Origin of the sequence: Saccharothrix saharensis (genome assembly GCF_006716745.1) — a bacterium.
Classification (GTDB): Bacteria; Actinomycetota; Actinomycetes; order Mycobacteriales; family Pseudonocardiaceae; genus Actinosynnema; species Actinosynnema saharense.
The window spans coordinates 1,433,011-1,447,188 of record NZ_VFPP01000001.1 but is presented as its reverse complement, the minus strand read 5'-3'; the positions used below and the strand labels follow the sequence as shown (position 1 = coordinate 1,447,188).

Annotated in this window: 9 protein-coding genes; 3 read left to right on the top strand and 6 right to left on the bottom strand. The window is 74.0% G+C overall.

The window, feature by feature from the left end:
• Positions 1–16: 16 nt before the first annotated feature.
• The 3 genes from FHX81_RS42800 to FHX81_RS05555 all read right to left on the bottom strand — a co-directional run bounded on the left by FHX81_RS42800 (position 17) and on the right by FHX81_RS05555 (position 4,699).
• The gene (locus tag FHX81_RS42800; protein WP_141975692.1) at positions 17–2,023 is read right to left on the bottom strand and encodes a serine hydrolase; all 2,007 of its coding nucleotides are present in this window, start codon (positions 2,021–2,023) and stop codon (positions 17–19) included.
• Positions 2,024–2,026: 3 nt separating this feature from the next.
• Complete coding sequence (locus FHX81_RS05560; RefSeq protein ID WP_141975690.1) at positions 2,027–3,781, bottom strand: glycoside hydrolase family 3 protein; 1,755 nt, start codon at positions 3,779–3,781, stop codon at positions 2,027–2,029.
• A 111-nt stretch (positions 3,782–3,892) separates the two neighbouring features.
• Complete coding sequence (locus FHX81_RS05555) at positions 3,893–4,699, bottom strand: AraC family transcriptional regulator (RefSeq protein WP_141975688.1); 807 nt, start codon at positions 4,697–4,699, stop codon at positions 3,893–3,895.
• Positions 4,700–4,748: 49 nt separating this feature from the next.
• Between FHX81_RS05555 and FHX81_RS05550 the strand changes: the two genes are divergently transcribed.
• On the top strand, positions 4,749–5,162 hold the full coding sequence (locus FHX81_RS05550; protein ID WP_246107646.1) for a DUF2000 domain-containing protein: 414 nt from the start codon (positions 4,749–4,751) through the stop codon (positions 5,160–5,162).
• 63 nt (positions 5,163–5,225) lie between these two features.
• On the opposite strand, the gene FHX81_RS05545 is transcribed toward FHX81_RS05550, so the two are convergent.
• Positions 5,226–6,962, bottom strand: coding sequence for an RICIN domain-containing protein (locus FHX81_RS05545; RefSeq protein ID WP_141975684.1), 1,737 nt, complete (start codon positions 6,960–6,962; stop codon positions 5,226–5,228).
• Between the two features lie 527 nt (positions 6,963–7,489).
• Between FHX81_RS05545 and FHX81_RS05540 the strand changes: the two genes are divergently transcribed.
• Positions 7,490–10,177, top strand: a complete 2,688-nt coding sequence (locus FHX81_RS05540) for an nSTAND1 domain-containing NTPase (protein WP_141975682.1) — start codon at positions 7,490–7,492, stop codon at positions 10,175–10,177.
• Positions 10,178–10,222: 45 nt separating this feature from the next.
• Here the strand turns inward: FHX81_RS05540 and FHX81_RS05535 are convergent, their stop codons facing one another.
• Both FHX81_RS05535 and FHX81_RS05525 read right to left on the bottom strand, forming a co-directional pair.
• On the bottom strand, positions 10,223–10,924 hold the full coding sequence (locus FHX81_RS05535) for a hypothetical protein (protein ID WP_141975680.1): 702 nt from the start codon (positions 10,922–10,924) through the stop codon (positions 10,223–10,225).
• Between the two features lie 601 nt (positions 10,925–11,525).
• Positions 11,526–13,154 (bottom strand): ABC-F family ATP-binding cassette domain-containing protein, encoded by a 1,629-nt coding sequence (locus FHX81_RS05525; protein ID WP_141975667.1) that lies wholly within the window; start codon positions 13,152–13,154, stop codon positions 11,526–11,528.
• A gap of 279 nt (positions 13,155–13,433) precedes the next feature.
• Here FHX81_RS05525 and FHX81_RS05520 point away from each other — a divergent pair, with 279 nt between their 5' ends.
• The gene (locus FHX81_RS05520; RefSeq protein ID WP_141975665.1) at positions 13,434–14,117 is read left to right on the top strand and encodes an alpha/beta fold hydrolase; all 684 of its coding nucleotides are present in this window, start codon (positions 13,434–13,436) and stop codon (positions 14,115–14,117) included.
• The last annotated feature ends 61 nt before the right edge of the window (positions 14,118–14,178 follow it).

Here is a 14,178-nt window from a genome sequence, read left to right as displayed (position 1 = left end):
GACCTGGGCGCGGCGGTCAGCGTTCCAGGACGGCCCGCGCCAGGTCGTCGGCCACGGCCCGCCGGTAGGGGTTGGTCGCCGGGCCGGCCGCGGTCGGGTGCACCCGGTTGGTCAGCAGCAGCACGAACGACCGGCTGCCCGGCTCGACCACCAGGGACGTCCCGGTGTAGCCGGTGTGCCCGACGGTGTGGGGCGTGGTGAGCATGCCCATGAACGCGGGCTTGTTCACGTCCAGGCCGAGGCCGCGGTCCGCGCCCGGGATGGCCGTGTTCCAGTTCGTCGTCATCGCCCGGACGCTGTCCTCGCGCAGGACGCGCCGATCGCCGTACCGGCCGCCGTTGAGCAGCATCTGGGCGAACACGGCGAGGTCGCGCGCGGTGGAGAACACGCCGGCGTGCCCGGCCGTGCCGCCCAGGTACCACGAGGTCGAGTCGTGCACCTGGCCCCAGATCAGGCCGCGGGTGCCGCCGACGTACTGGGTCGGCGCGATCCGCGGCCGCAGCTCGGCCGGCGGGTTGTACCCGGTGTCGCGCAGCCCGAGCGGCCCGGTGACCTCCGCGGCCACGAGGTCGGGCAACGACCGGCCCGTGACGCGTTCCAGCACCTTGCCGACCACGATGAGGCTGAGGTCGGAGTAGACGTACCGCGTCCCGGGTGACGACCGGAGCGCCACCGCGTAGACCGCGGCCAGCCGCTGCTCGACCGTCGGGTACGAGCCGAGCGCCAGCCCGGCCGGCAGCCCGGAGGTGTGGGTCAGCAACTGCCGGAGCGTGACGTCCTGCTTGCCGTTGCGGCCGAACTCGGGCAGGTAGCCGGCGGCGGGGGCGTCCAGGTCGATCAGGCCGCGCTCCACCAGCGCCATGGCCACGACGGTGGTGAACAGCTTCGAGAGCGACGCCACGTCGAAGATGGTGTCCTCGCGCATCGGGATCCGGCGGTCGGGCGGCAGTTCCGCGCCGTCCGGCCCGTAGCGCAAGGCGTCCCCGACCGCCGCGTGCCGTGCGATGACGCCGTTGCGCGCGACCAGCACCACACCGCCCGGGAACGCCTGCGGTGACGCCAGCACGCCCGCTTCCAGGTCGGGCACGAGCCGGTCGACGTGCTCGGCGGCCAGCCCGGCCTGCCGTGCCGTGCCGTGGCGGAGGCGTTGGTCGGGCAGCGGTCCGTCCCACGGGGAGCCCGGCCGGCGGGCGACGACCAGTTCGGCCAGCACCGGCAGGTGGTCCGACGCACCGGTCGTGACCACCCGCGTCGCCCGCACCCGGGCCGGGTAGCCGGCGGCGACGTAGTCGATCCGCTTGACCGGCGCCGACGCCGGGTAGGTCGGGCCGGGGGCCGAACCGTTCGTCAACGCCCACGCGTCGAGCAGTTCCGTCCACAGCGGAGCGAGCTCGGGGGCGTCCGGTGGCGCGTTGAAGTCGCCGAGCAGCACCCGCGGCGCGCCCCGGTCCTCGGCGAGGACGGCCAGCATGTCGGCGACCTGCGCCCGGCGCACCGCCGGGTCGGCGCGGTAGTCCAGGTGCGTGTTGTAGACGTGCACGCGCTCGCCGCGCACGTTCAGCACCACCTCGGGGAACCCCGGAGCGGGTGCGGGCGTCGGGTTCGGCGTCTGCGTGGACAGCCGGGTGATCCAGTGGTTCTCCGCCGCCACGATCGGGTGACGGCTGAGCACCGCCACGCCGTACTGCCGGCGCGGCGCGCCCGGTTCGGCCGGGTCCAGGTCGTAGATGGGCGCGAAGTAGACGTGCATGCCGACCGCGGCCGCCAGGTCCGCCGCCTGGTCGCGCCAGTCGCTGCGGGCCATCCAGTGGACGTCCACCTCCTGCAACCCCACCACGTCCGCGCCCGACGCGGTGATGTCGGCCGCCACCCGGGCCAGGTCGAGCCGGCCGTCCACGCCGATGCCGGTGTGGATGTTGTACGACATCACCGCCAGGGGCACGGTCGGGGCGGCGGGTTCGGCCGCCGCGGTCGGGCTCGCCACGAGCAGCCCGCACAGGACGGCGGTCAGCAGTCGGCGCACCGGTCACCCCTCCCAGGTCAGGCCGTGGCCGAACGGGTGCAGCGCGGTCGACGGATCACCCGCGACCGGGATCGTCACGGGCAGCTTCCCGACCGGGACGTTCTCCCCGTACAGCACCCGCACCGCCGACTCCACCGAGACCTCGGTGTAGGAGTAGGTCGCGAGGTAGGTCTGCGCCTGCGGGAAGTACGCGATGTCGTACGGGTCGCGGACCGCGATGACGACGACCGGTTTCCCGGTGGCCAGCAGCGCCCGCACCAGGTTCTGCTGCCCGACGTCGGTCCAGGCCTTGTTGGTCGCGACGACCGTCAGCTCGGCGGCTTGCGCGCCCGCGACGGCCTGCTCGATCGTCGCCTGGTTCGGGTTCGCGCCCGTGACCAGGGCGCTCGCCGTCGTCGAACGGCGGCCGACGGCGGTGGCGAGCCGGTGCGGCACCGGGTCCGCGGTCGTGCCCCAGCCGGTGGCGAAGACCGAGGCCGGCGGCGTGCGCAGGGGCAGCAGCGCGTTGCGCACGAGCGTCGTGGTGCGGTCGGTGATCTCCTGCGCGGCCTGCCCGTGCCGCGCGGTGCCGACGACCTCGGGCAGCCTGGCCGGGTCGGCGAACTGCCCGCCGAACAGCCCCCGCTCGGCCTTCATGCGCAGGATCCGGCGGACCGACTGGTCGATGCGGCGCTCGGTGAGCTCGCCGTCGTGCACGGCCTTCAGCACCGCGTGGTAGGCGAGGTCGATGTTCGGCGGCATGAGCAACTGGTCGACGCCCGCCTTCAGCGCCAGCACGGGCACGCGGTCGTCGCCGTACTTCTGCCGGACGCCGGCCATGCCGAGCGAGTCGGTGATCACCACGCCGTCGTAGCCGAGCCGGTCGCGCAGGATGCCGGTGATGATCGGCCGGGACAGGGTGGCCGGGTCGCCGGCCGGGTCGAGCGCGGGCACGACGATGTGCGCGGTCATGATCGAGTCGACGCCGGCCGCTATCGCGCGCTGGAACGGCGGCGCGTCGAGCCGTTCCCACTCCTCGCGGCTGTGGCCGATCACCGGCAGGCCGGTGTGGCTGTCCACGGCGGTGTCGCCGTGCCCGGGGAAGTGCTTCGCGGTGGCCGAGACGCCACCCTGCTCGTAGCCGCGCACCTGCGCTTCGACCAGCCGGGCCGTCAGCTCCGGGTCCTCGGCGAACGACCGGACGCCGATCACCGGGTTGAGCGCGTTGACGTTCACGTCGGCGACCGGTGCGAAGTCCTGGTTCACCCCCATCGCCCGCAGCTCCCGTCCGGCGATGCGGGCCGCGGTGGCGGCCGACCCCGGGTCGCGGGCGGCGCCGAGCGCCATGTTGCCGGGGAACAGCGTGGCCGGCGCCCCGATCCGCGACACCACGCCGTGCTCCTGGTCGGTGCTGATCAGGGCGGGGACCGCGGAGACCCGCTGGATGCCGTTGGACAGCTCCGCGACCTGTGCCGGGTTCGCGGTGTTGCCCGACCAGGCGAAGTAGACGACACCGCCGAGGTGGTACTTCCCGATGAGCTGCCGGGCGTTGTCCACGCCGTGCTGACGGCGGTTCGCGGCCACCGAGGCGGGGTCGGACGCGTCGACCGTCGCCCCGTAGGCGTAGGTCACGAACAGCTGGCCGACCTTCTCCTCCAGGCTCATCCGGCGCAGCGCGTCCACCACCACGTCACCGGTCCCGGCGACCGCCGGCGCGGAGCCGAGGAGCACCGCTCCCACCGCGACGAGCACCTGCCGCCTGTTGAAGATTTTCCTCATGGCTACTCCCGCAGTGAGGAAGTCACGTCCGCGTCGCAATGTACGCAGCCGCCGCAGTGCCTGACATCGCCCGATCGGGCGGTGTGGTCGTCGGTCGTGCCGTCGCGCGCGTCAGGGACGGCGCGACGCGCGGGAAGGGCCGGAACGGGCGTAAGCACCCGGTGCGGTGCCCAGCATGCGGCGGAAGTGGCGGGTCAGGTGGGACTGGTCGTAGAAGCCGGCGGCCGGGGCGACCAGGGCCGGTGGCAGGCCGTCGAGCAGGAGGCGACGGGCCAGGTCGACGCGGCGGCCCGTCAGGTAGCGGTGGGGTGGCAGGCCGAACTCGCGGGTGAAGGTGCGGACCAGGCGTTCCGGGGCGGCGGACAGGCGGGTCGCGGCGTCCGCCAGGGTCAGGGTGTCCGTCACGTGGGCGTCGAGCAGGTCCCGCAACGCGTGGGCCAGGTTCGGTTCGGCGGTCGCCGGCGGGGGCGGGCGGCGGGTCAGGTGGGCGCGCAGCCGGTCCCGGACGAGGGCCAGCCGGGACTCGGCCTCCCACTCGTCGCCGCCGTGCAGCACGCCGTGCAGCCGGTGCACCCGGGACCGCAGCGCCGGGTCGGCGAACGCCGGGTGGTCGACCGCCGCGCCGACCAGGTCGGTGCCCAGGACCGACGTGTCCAGGTAGAGCACCCGCTTGCGGAACCCCTCGGCGGTCGCGTTGCGGCCGTCGTGCGGGACGTGCGGCGGGAGCAACGTGACCGACGCGGGCGGCGCGCCGTGCTCCCGGTGGTCCAGGCCGTAGGTCACGGTGCCGGTGTCGACCAGCAGCAGCGTCCACGCGTCGTGCGTGTGCGCTGGGTAGGCGTGGTCGGTGAAGCGCGCGTGCAGCACCTCCACGATGCCCGGCACCGCGGGCCGCCACGCGGCGATGTCGGGGCCCACGTCAAGAACGTACAAGACGCCGCCCGCCCGCACCGGCGACGGTGTCGGGGTGGAACGATTCGAGACGAAGTTCGCCGTCCTGCTCCGCGACGACCTGGCGCCGTGGCAGGCGTTGAACGTGACCGCTTTCCTGTCCAGTGGCCTCACCGCGGCCGTGCCGGAGGCGGTCGGCGCGCCGTACGAGGACGCGGACGGCACGCGGTACCTGCCGATGCTGGGTCAGCCCGTGCTCGTGCTGGCGGGCGGCAAGGAGGTGCTGACCACCGCGCACGCCCGAGCCGTCGGACGCGGGCTGCCGGTGGCGGTGTTCACCGCCGACCTGTTCGCCACGGGCAACGACGCGGACAACCGCGCCGCCGTGCGCGCCGTGCCGCGCGACGCCCTCGACCTGGTCGGCCTCGGCGTGCACGGCCCGCGCAACGCGGTGGACAAGGTGCTCAAGGGCGCTCGGATGCACCCCTAGGGTCGACGCGTGGAACGGGGCCGGACGGGCGCCACGTTGCGCCCGCCCGGCCCCGGGCTCGGGTTACGGCGTCACGGGCTTGCCGCCGAACGTGACGGCCAGGCGGCCGTCGGAGGCGTACGACCACGCCAGGGCGCCGGTGTGGGAGGCGCAGCGGGAGCCGTTCGTGCCGGACCAGAACTGGTTGGTGCTGTCGACGCTGCCGACGACCTTGTCGTTCGTGCCGCTGCCGCTGCGGCACGAGGTGTTGTAGCCGAAGACCGACGAGCCGCCGTCGAAGGTGAAGTTGCGCTCGGCGTTGTCGATGCCGATGTTGTTCGACACGGTCATCGAGCCGAGGTTGCGGTTGTAGGTGAAGCCGTGCTTGCCGTTGTCGTAGGCGATGTTGCGGCGGATGACGTGGTTCACGCCGATGTCCTCACCGCCGAGCTTGTACCCGTTGCGGTCACCGTTGCCCGCCTGGCCGCCGTTGCTGAGCGTGCCGTTCTCGTAGGCCAGCGAGTCCTCGATGGTGACCGCGCCGATCGGGCCGGTGTCGGTCTTGGTGTAGAGGTCCCAGCCGTCGTCGATGTTGTTGTGCGCCACCGCGTAGCGGAACACGTTGCCCGGCCCGGAGGTCAGCTTCGCGGCGAACCCGTCGGCGTCCTCGCCGTCGGAGTCGGCGTTGTCGTGCGACTCGGCGCTCAGGATCAGGTTGTTCGCCGGCCACCGGTCCTTCGGCGTGGTCGACAGCATCCGGGACAGCTGGAGGCCGGTGTCGCGGTTGAACCGCGTCACGGTCCGCTCGAAGATGTTGTTGCTGCCGCCGATGAAGATGCCGTTGTCGCCGGCCCGCTCGACCACGAGCCCTTTGACGTGCCAGTAGTCGCCGTTCACCGCGAGGCCGCGGTTGGCCGGGTCCTCCGCCTGCGCGGAGAAGTCCAGCACCGGCGTCTCGCCCGGCTGCGCGTAGAGCTTCTTGAGGGCGCCGGCGGTGCCGTTGTTGCCCTGCGGGATGGTGACGGTCTGCGAGAACGAGTAGGTGCCACCGCGCAGGAAGATCGTGCCGCCCTGGGTGATCCGGGAGATGGCCGACGTGAGCGTGGTCGGGTCGGACTGGGTGCCGGTCGCGCCGTCACGGCCGCTGGGTGCCGCGTACAGCGTTCCGGCGGGCGGGTTGGTCGTGGTCGTCGTGGTCGTCGTGGTCGTCGTGGTGTCGGTGGTGGTGGTGGTGGTCGTCGTCGTGGTGGTCGTGCTCGTGGGCCCACCGTTGGTCGGGGTGAACGTCCACTGCTTGGTGGCGACGCTGTCGCACGAGTTCGTCTGCACGAGCGCGCCCGCGGCGGTGGAGTTGTCCTTGGTGTTCACGCACTTGCCGCCGTTGGCGTTGACCACGCGGTGGTTGCTGCCGCTCGCGGTCAACGACCAGGTCTGGCTCGCCGCACCGCTGCACGCCTGCTGCTGGATCGCCTTGCCGGCGCTGGTGGACGCGTCCTGCACGCCCACGCACAGTCCACTGGAGACGGACGTGATCCGGAACCCGCCGCTGACCGCGGTGAGGGTCCACTTCTGGCTGCCGGTGTCGGCGCAGGACGCCTGCTGGAGTTGCGCACCGCTCGCGGGCACGGCGAGGCAGTGGCCGCTGCCCGCGTTCTTGACCGCGTAGGTGCCCGCGCCGACCGCGGCGTCGGCGGGCGTGGCGCCCGGCCAGGCGAGCAGGCCGGCGGCCAACGCCGTGGCGCCCGCGGCCGCGAGCAGGCTCAGGCGCCAACGGGCGCCCCGCGGCCCCGAGGACCGCGTGGACGGGGGTCGAACCGTCATGACAACTCCACTTCCGACTTCTCGGGTTGGCCCGCGCCGGCGGTGACCACGGCGGGAACGGCCTGGCAGGGCCGCGGCTGGTGGCGGAGGGCGGTCGGCGTGACGGCGCCGCCGGTCCGCGGTCCGCCGGGATCGGCGAAGCGGTCGTGCACGCACCTCCGACTGTGAACCCGCGAGCGCGCAGGCCCATGCCTCGCCTCCTCGCGAGCGGGAACAATCGGGAAGTCGTTCCCGGATCGGACCGGTCGGCACCAATGTCCGACGTCCATCCGGGAACGTCCCGAAACGTAGCGCAGCGGTTGTCCGACCAGCAAGAAGATTCATATTCTTGAATACCCGCAATTGTTCACGTGGATGAACGTGGCGGTCCGGTTAATGGTTTTACCGGGTAACCGGAGGTCATTCGAAATGGGTCCGGCGTGCCGCGCGACCCGGCGGCCGCGTGCCGTACCGCCCTGCTCCGTACGGCCGCCGTCGTCCGGCGGTCGGCACCGGGAGAATCGAGGGTGTCGAGAGGGGGAACCGGGGTGCCGCGTCTGGAACGTCCGCTGGTCGAGGAGGACACACCGGTGCGGAAGTTCGCCGGCGACCTGAGGCGCCTGCGGCACGTCGCCGGACTGCCGTCCTACCGCGAGCTGGGCCGCCTGGCCAACTACTCGCCCGCCGCGCTGTCCGAGGCGGTGGCCGGGCGCAGGTTACCCAGCCTGGCCGTGACCAGGGCGTTCGTCCGCGCGTGCGGCGGGGACGTCGAGGAGTGGACGGCCCGCTGGCGCGAACTGGCCGCCGAGGGCCCGGAGGACGGCGACGCGCCGTACGTGGGGCTGGCGGCCTACCGCGTCACGGACGCCGACCGGTTCTTCGGCCGCGAGGCCGAGGTGGGCCGGTTGCTGACCCTGGTGCGGGAACGGCCGTTCGTCGGGGTGTTCGGCGCGTCCGGCGCGGGCAAGTCGTCGCTGTTGCGCGCGGGTCTGGCGGCGCGGTGGGGCGAGCACCTGGTCGTCACGCCCGGCGCCGACCCGATCACCGAGCTGGCGGCGGCGCTGGCCGACGGCCGGTCCGCGGTCGAGGTCCGCGCCGAGCTCGCCGCCGACCCCGAGCACCTGCGCGTGCTGTTGCGCCGGTCCGGTGACGACCTGCTGCTGGTGGTGGACCAGTTCGAGGAGGTCTTCACCCTGTGCGGGGAGGACGACCGCTCGTGGCTCGTGCGGGCGCTCACCCACGCCGCCGGTGCCGCCCGCGTCGTGATCGGCGTGCGCGCCGACTTCTACGGCCACTGCGCACGCCACCCCGAACTGCTCGACGCGCTGCACCGCTCGCAGGCGCTCGTCGGGCCGATGACCGCCGAGCAGTTGCGCCGCGCGGTCGTCGAGCCCGCCGCCCGCCGCGGAGCGTCGCTGGAGAACGCCCTGGTGGCACGGCTGATCTCGGACGTCGCCGGTCGGCCGGGCGCGCTGCCCCTCGCCTCGCACGTGCTGGTCGAGACGTGGCGCCGCCGCCGTGGCGCGGTCCTCACCGTGGCGGCGTACGAGGACGCGGGGGGCGTGGAGCACGCCCTGGCCCGCACCGCCGAGCAGGTCTACGACTCGCTCCCCGAGCCCGACCGGCACGCGGCGCGGCAGGTGTTCCAGCGCCTGGTCGCCCCCGGTGACGGCACCGAGGACACCCGCCGCCGCGTCACCCGCGCCGAACTCGACGTGAGCGACGCGCTCCTCGACCGGCTCGCCGCGGCCAGGCTGGTCACCGTCGACCGCGACACCGTCGAGCTGACCCACGAGGCGCTGCTGAGCGCGTGGCCGAGGCTCGTGGCCTGGCTGGACGAGGACCGCGACGCGCTGCGCGCCCACCGCAGGCTCACCGCCGCCGCCGAGGCCTGGCGCGCGCACGGCCGCGACCCCGACGCCCTGTACCGCGGCGTCCACCTCGACCAGGCACACCGCCTGGCGCCCCGGCTCAACGAGGCCGAACGCGAGTTCGTCGACGCGGGCCTGGCCGCCGAACGGGAGCGGGAGGCGCAGCGCCTGCGGGGCGTGCGCCGGTTGCGGCGGCTCGTCGCCTGCCTCGCCGCGCTCGCCCTGCTGCTCGCCTCCACCGCCGTCTACGCGGTCACGGCCCAGCGCGCCGCGACCCGCGAGCGCAACCAGGCGCTGTCGCTGCGCGCCGCCGACGCCGCGCTCGACCTGCTGACCCGTCCGCGCGAGGCGGCGGCGCTGGCCCTGGCCGCGTACCGCGTCGCACCGACGGCACAAGCCCGGGACGCGCTGCTGCTCACCCGTGCCGCGGGCACCGCCAGCACCCTGGGCCAGGGTTACACGCGCGTCCCGGGCCACGTCGCCGTGACCCACGAGATCAACTCGGACCCGGCGCTCTCGGGGCTCGACTACCGCCTCTGGGTCGGCCCGGATCGGCGGCGGGCAGGGGTGGTGACGGTGCCGCCCAACGGTTTCCTGAACCTGATCAGCGCCGACGGGAGCACCGCGGTCGCGGTCCTGCGGCCCGACGAGTTCGCCGTGTGGGACCTGCGCGACCCCGACGCGCCGCGCCGCGCCACCACCCTGACCGGCTGGCCGTTCCCCCAGGGCATCGACGCGGCGGGCACCCTGCTCACCGCGGTCGAGGACGGCGTCGCGGTCCACTGGCACCCCGGCGGGACGACCCGGACCCGACTGCCGGTCGCCGGCGTCGAGATCGCCATGCCGCTGGACGACGGCACCGGCGTGGCGCTGACGCGCCGTGACGGCGACCGGCGGCACGTGGAGGTGTGGTCGCTGGACGGACGTGCCACCCCGGTGCTCAGCCGCACCGGCCGGGTGGGGCTGACGACCGGCCCCGGAGGCCTGCTCGCGGTCTCCGACCTGGACGCCGGGCACCTCACCGTGCTGCGCGGGACCGACGTGCTGCTGGACGCGGACGCGATCCCGGAACGGGCCGTCGTCGAGTTCGCCCGCGACGGCACGGCGGTCACCGCGACGTACCGGGACTCGGTGTGGCTGTGGGACCTGCGGAGCGGGGAGGCGTTGTCGTTGCGCGCGCCGGGGGTGGAGTTCAGCTCGGTCCGCTACGAGCGGGGCGAGCTGCTGATGGTGGAGACGCGGGGATCGCTGTGGCGGCTCGCGGTCGACCTCGACCGCGTGATCCGCGACGTGTGCGCCGACCTGGTCGCGGTGGACTGGGCCGCGCACTTCCCCGGGATGCCGCAACGACCCCTGTGCTCGTGACGGCGCGGTGCCCGTGCAGGTGTCGGGGTGCCTCCCGCCGACCCGTCAGGCGAGCCGGTAGGCGCGGATCACGGTCTGGCGCAGCTCCCGGTCGCGGCCGTCGTCGGCCCGCACCCGCAGCGACACGAACGTGCCCGTCCCGGCCCGGTTGCCCACCAGCGCCGCCCGGCCGAACACCGGCAGGCTCGCCCAGCTTGCACCGTCGTCGTAGGACACGTCCACGCGGAAGTGGCGCAGCGGCGGGTTGTCCACGCCGCGCTGCCGGTCCACCACCAGCGGCACGGTCAGCGGCCGGTACGCGGGCGTGCTGCCCGTGTGGTCCAGTCCCGGGGTGAACCGCACCACCGACATCGGCAGCCGACGTTCGCGCGTGGTCGTGTCCGAGCGGAACGCCCAGTCCACCTCGATGCGCGTGCTGAAGTCCGAGACCTCCGGCGCGCGCGTCACCTCGGCCCGCGCCCGGAACAGCGCCGGACCCGGCGGCACCGCGAACACCCCGTGCCCGGTGCTGTCGTTCTCGCCCACCAGCTCGCCGTCGCGGTACAGCGCCGTGCGCGCCGACGTGGTCCTGGAGTAGCCCACGTTGCCGTCCCGGTCGCCGAACAGCGACAGCGACACCGCCACCTGGTCGCCGGTGCGGGCCAGGTTCGGGTAGGCGCCGGTGTACATCACCGGACCGATGACGGGCGCGCCGAACGACCGGTCGTACGTCCGGCCCGCGCCGTACCGCTCCTCGTTCCCGCTCATCGAAGCCCCTCCCCGCCGTCGGGAAGAGCCCGTGCCGCGGGCGGTGTGCGCGGCACGGGCTCATCGGTGCCGAGTCAAGCGGGCGAGCGGGTGTTCAGGTTCGTTCGCGGCGCACTGAACAACGAGTTGTGAACACGCGGGTCGGGTCGCCGCCCAGACGTGAGCTCGTCCGGGTTGCGCACGGCCCGGATGCGCGTGATCCGGTCGCCCACGACCTCGACCGCCTGGACCGACACGGTGACACCGTCCCGTTGGGCGATCAACCCCGGCCGGCCGTTGACCGTGCGTTCCAGGATCGTCCGGCGCGGACCCGGTCACCGCCGCACCGGGGGCCGTCCGCTGCGCATGAGCGGTCAGATCGCGACGCCGCCGGGCGCGCACGCCACCGACACCGTGCCGGGCCGCATCCTCGGCGTCGGACCGGCGGTGCTCGACGTGGCCTTCGCCGGCTCGTGCGTGGCCTCGATCGGCACGCCGGGCCGCGGCAGTTCGCCCGCGAGGACGACACCGCGGTCGAGGTCCGCTCGCCGGCCGCGCCGGAGCCGTCCACGATCCGCCGTGGAGCCCGCGGGCCCGGTTCGACGACCTGGCTCGACGGCGGTCAGCTCGTGGCCGCCTCCAGCAGCCGGCCGTGCTCCAGCCGCAGCCTGCGGTCGATGCCGATCTCGGCCAGGAAGCATTCGTCGTGGCTGACCACGACGAACGCGCCCTGGTAGGCGTTGAGCGCGCGTTCCAGCCGGGCGGTGCTGAGCAGGTCGAGGTTGTTCGTGGGCTCGTCGAGCAGCAGCAGTTGCGGTGCCGGGTCGGCGAACAGCACGCACGCCAGCGTGGCGCGCAGCCGTTCACCGCCGGACAGGACGCCGACGGGGAGGTGGGCCCGCGCGCCCCGGAACAGGAAGCGCGCGAGCAGGTTCATCCGCTCGGCGGGCGGCATCGCCGGTGCGAACTCCGCCAGGTTCCCGGCGACGGTGAGGTCGCCGTCGAGCAGGTCGAGGCGCTGCGACAGGTAGGCGATCCGGCCATCGGCCCGCTTGACCTCGCCGCTGTCGGGTTCGAGATCGCCGTGGACGATCCGCAGCAGGGTGGACTTGCCGGCGCCGTTGGGCCCCGTGAGCGCGATCCGCTCGGGGCCGCGGATCGCCAGGTCGGCGCCCTCACCCGCGAACAGCTCCCGGCCGCCGAGGGCCGCGCGCAGGCGTTCGCCCAGGAACAGCGTCCGCCCGGCGGGCACGGCGGTCTGCGGCAGCTCCAGGGCGATCTGCTGCTCGTCCCGCAACGCCCGCTCGGCCTCGTCCAGCCTGGCCTTGGCCGCGCCGACCCGTGCCGCGTGCGTGCCGCTCGCCTTGCCCGCCGACTCCTGCGCGTTGCGCTTCATGGTCCCGGCGAAGATCCTGGGCAGCCCCGCGCTGCCGAGGTTGCGCGCCGCGTTGCCCGCCCGGCGGGCGGCGCGTTCGCGGGCCTGCTGCATCTCCCGCTTCTCCCGCTTGAGCTCCTGCTCGACGGTGCGGATGTTCTTCTCGGCGACCTCGCGCGCCGCCTCGACCGCGCGTTCGTACTCGGTGAAGTTCCCGCCGTAGAAGCGGACCTCGCCGCCCTCGATCTCGGCGATGCGGTCCACGCGGTCGAGCAGCGCGCGGTCGTGGCTGACCACGAGGAGGCAGCCGTGCCAGTCGTCCAGCACGGCGTAGAGCTGGTGCCGCGCGTCGAGGTCGAGGTTGTTGGTCGGCTCGTCGAGCAGCAGCACGTCCGGCCGCTTGAGCAGTTGCGCGGCCAGGCCGAGGGAGACGACCTGGCCGCCGCTGAGCGTGTGCAGGCGGCGGTCCAGGGCGAGGTCGCCCAACCCCAGCCGGTCGAGCTGGGCGCGGGTGCGCTCCTCGACGTCCCAGTCGTTGCCGATGGTGGTGAAGTGCTCTTCGGCGACGTCGCCGGACTCGACCGCGGCCAGGGCGCGCAGGACGGGCGCCACGCCGAGGACCTCGGCGACGGTCGGCTCGCCGGTCAGCGGCAGGTCCTGGGGCAGGTAGCCGAGCACGCCGTCCACGGTGACGCTGCCCGCGGCCGGCCGCAGCACGCCCGCGATCAGCTTGAGCAGGGTCGACTTGCCGGCGCCGTTGGGCGCGACGAGCCCGGTGCGGCCGCTCGGGACGGTGAAGGACAGGCCGTCGAACACGGGGGTGTCGTCCGGCCAGGAGAAGGACAGGCCGGAAGCGACGACGCAGGTTTCGGACATGGGTGAGAGACCTCGGGTGTGGTGCGGGCGGAGTGCTGCCCGGCAGGAAGAGGTGGACGACTGGGACGGCCGCTGCGGCTGCGCCGCGGGCCGGTCACATCCGGGGCTCACCCGGAGATGTCGTCTTCACCTGCCACGTCGAGTCTCCCTCGAGACGGATTCCTGCGCTGATCTTACCAGGCCCCGTCCGTCGGGCGACATCGGCGGGGTCACCGGAAGCGGATCGTCCGGATTCGGGCATAGCGTGCCCCGACACCGACCAGACCGACCGGAGGAATCGTGGACATCCTGCTCATCGGCGGCCTGTGGCTGGACGGCTCCGCGTGGGACCACGTCGTCCCCGCGCTGGCGGCGCTCGGCCACCGCCCCGTGCCGCTGACCCTGCCCGGCCAGGGCGACGGTGACGCGTCCGCCACGCTGGACGACCAGGTGGCCGCGGTGCTCGCCGCGGTGGACGCGGCGCCGGGCGAGGTGCTGGTCGTCGGGCACTCCGCGGCGTGCACCCTGGCCTGGCTGGCCGCCGACGCCCGACCGGACCGGGTCGCCGGTGCCGTCCTCGTCGGCGGCTTCCCGGCGGGTGACGGCAAGCCGTACGCCGACTTCTTCGAGGTGCGCGACGGCGTCATGCCGTTCCCGGGCTGGGAGCCGTTCGACGGGCCGGACTCCGTCGACTTGGACGACGACGCCAAGCGGGCTTTCGCGGCGGCCGCGATCCCCGTGCCGGCGGGGGTCGCCACGGGCGTCGTGCGCCTGACCGACGAACGCCGCTTCGCGGTGCCCGTGCTGGTCGTGTGCCCGGAGTACACCGCGGACCAGGCCAAGGGGTGGATCGAGGGCGGGGACGTGCCCGAACTGGCCGGGGTGGAGCACCTCGACTACGCCGACCTGGACTCCGGCCACTGGCCGATGCTGACCCGACCGGTCGAGTTGGCCCGGGTCATCGCGGGTGCGGCCCGGGGCTGACGCGCCGTTCGTCGCGTGAGGGCGTCAGCGTGCCTCCGGTGTGCGGCGCCGGACGCCCGGG

Coding starts and splice junctions, on each gene's coding strand:
- FHX81_RS05545 (WP_141975684.1), bottom strand. CDS start 6,962: ATGACGGTTCGACCCCCGTCCACGCGGTCCTCGGGGCCGCGGGGCGCC.
- FHX81_RS05535 (WP_141975680.1), bottom strand. CDS start 10,924: ATGAGCGGGAACGAGGAGCGGTACGGCGCGGGCCGGACGTACGACCGG.
- FHX81_RS05525 (WP_141975667.1), bottom strand. CDS start 13,154: ATGTCCGAAACCTGCGTCGTCGCTTCCGGCCTGTCCTTCTCCTGGCCG.
- FHX81_RS05560 (WP_141975690.1), bottom strand. CDS start 3,781: ATGAGGAAAATCTTCAACAGGCGGCAGGTGCTCGTCGCGGTGGGAGCG.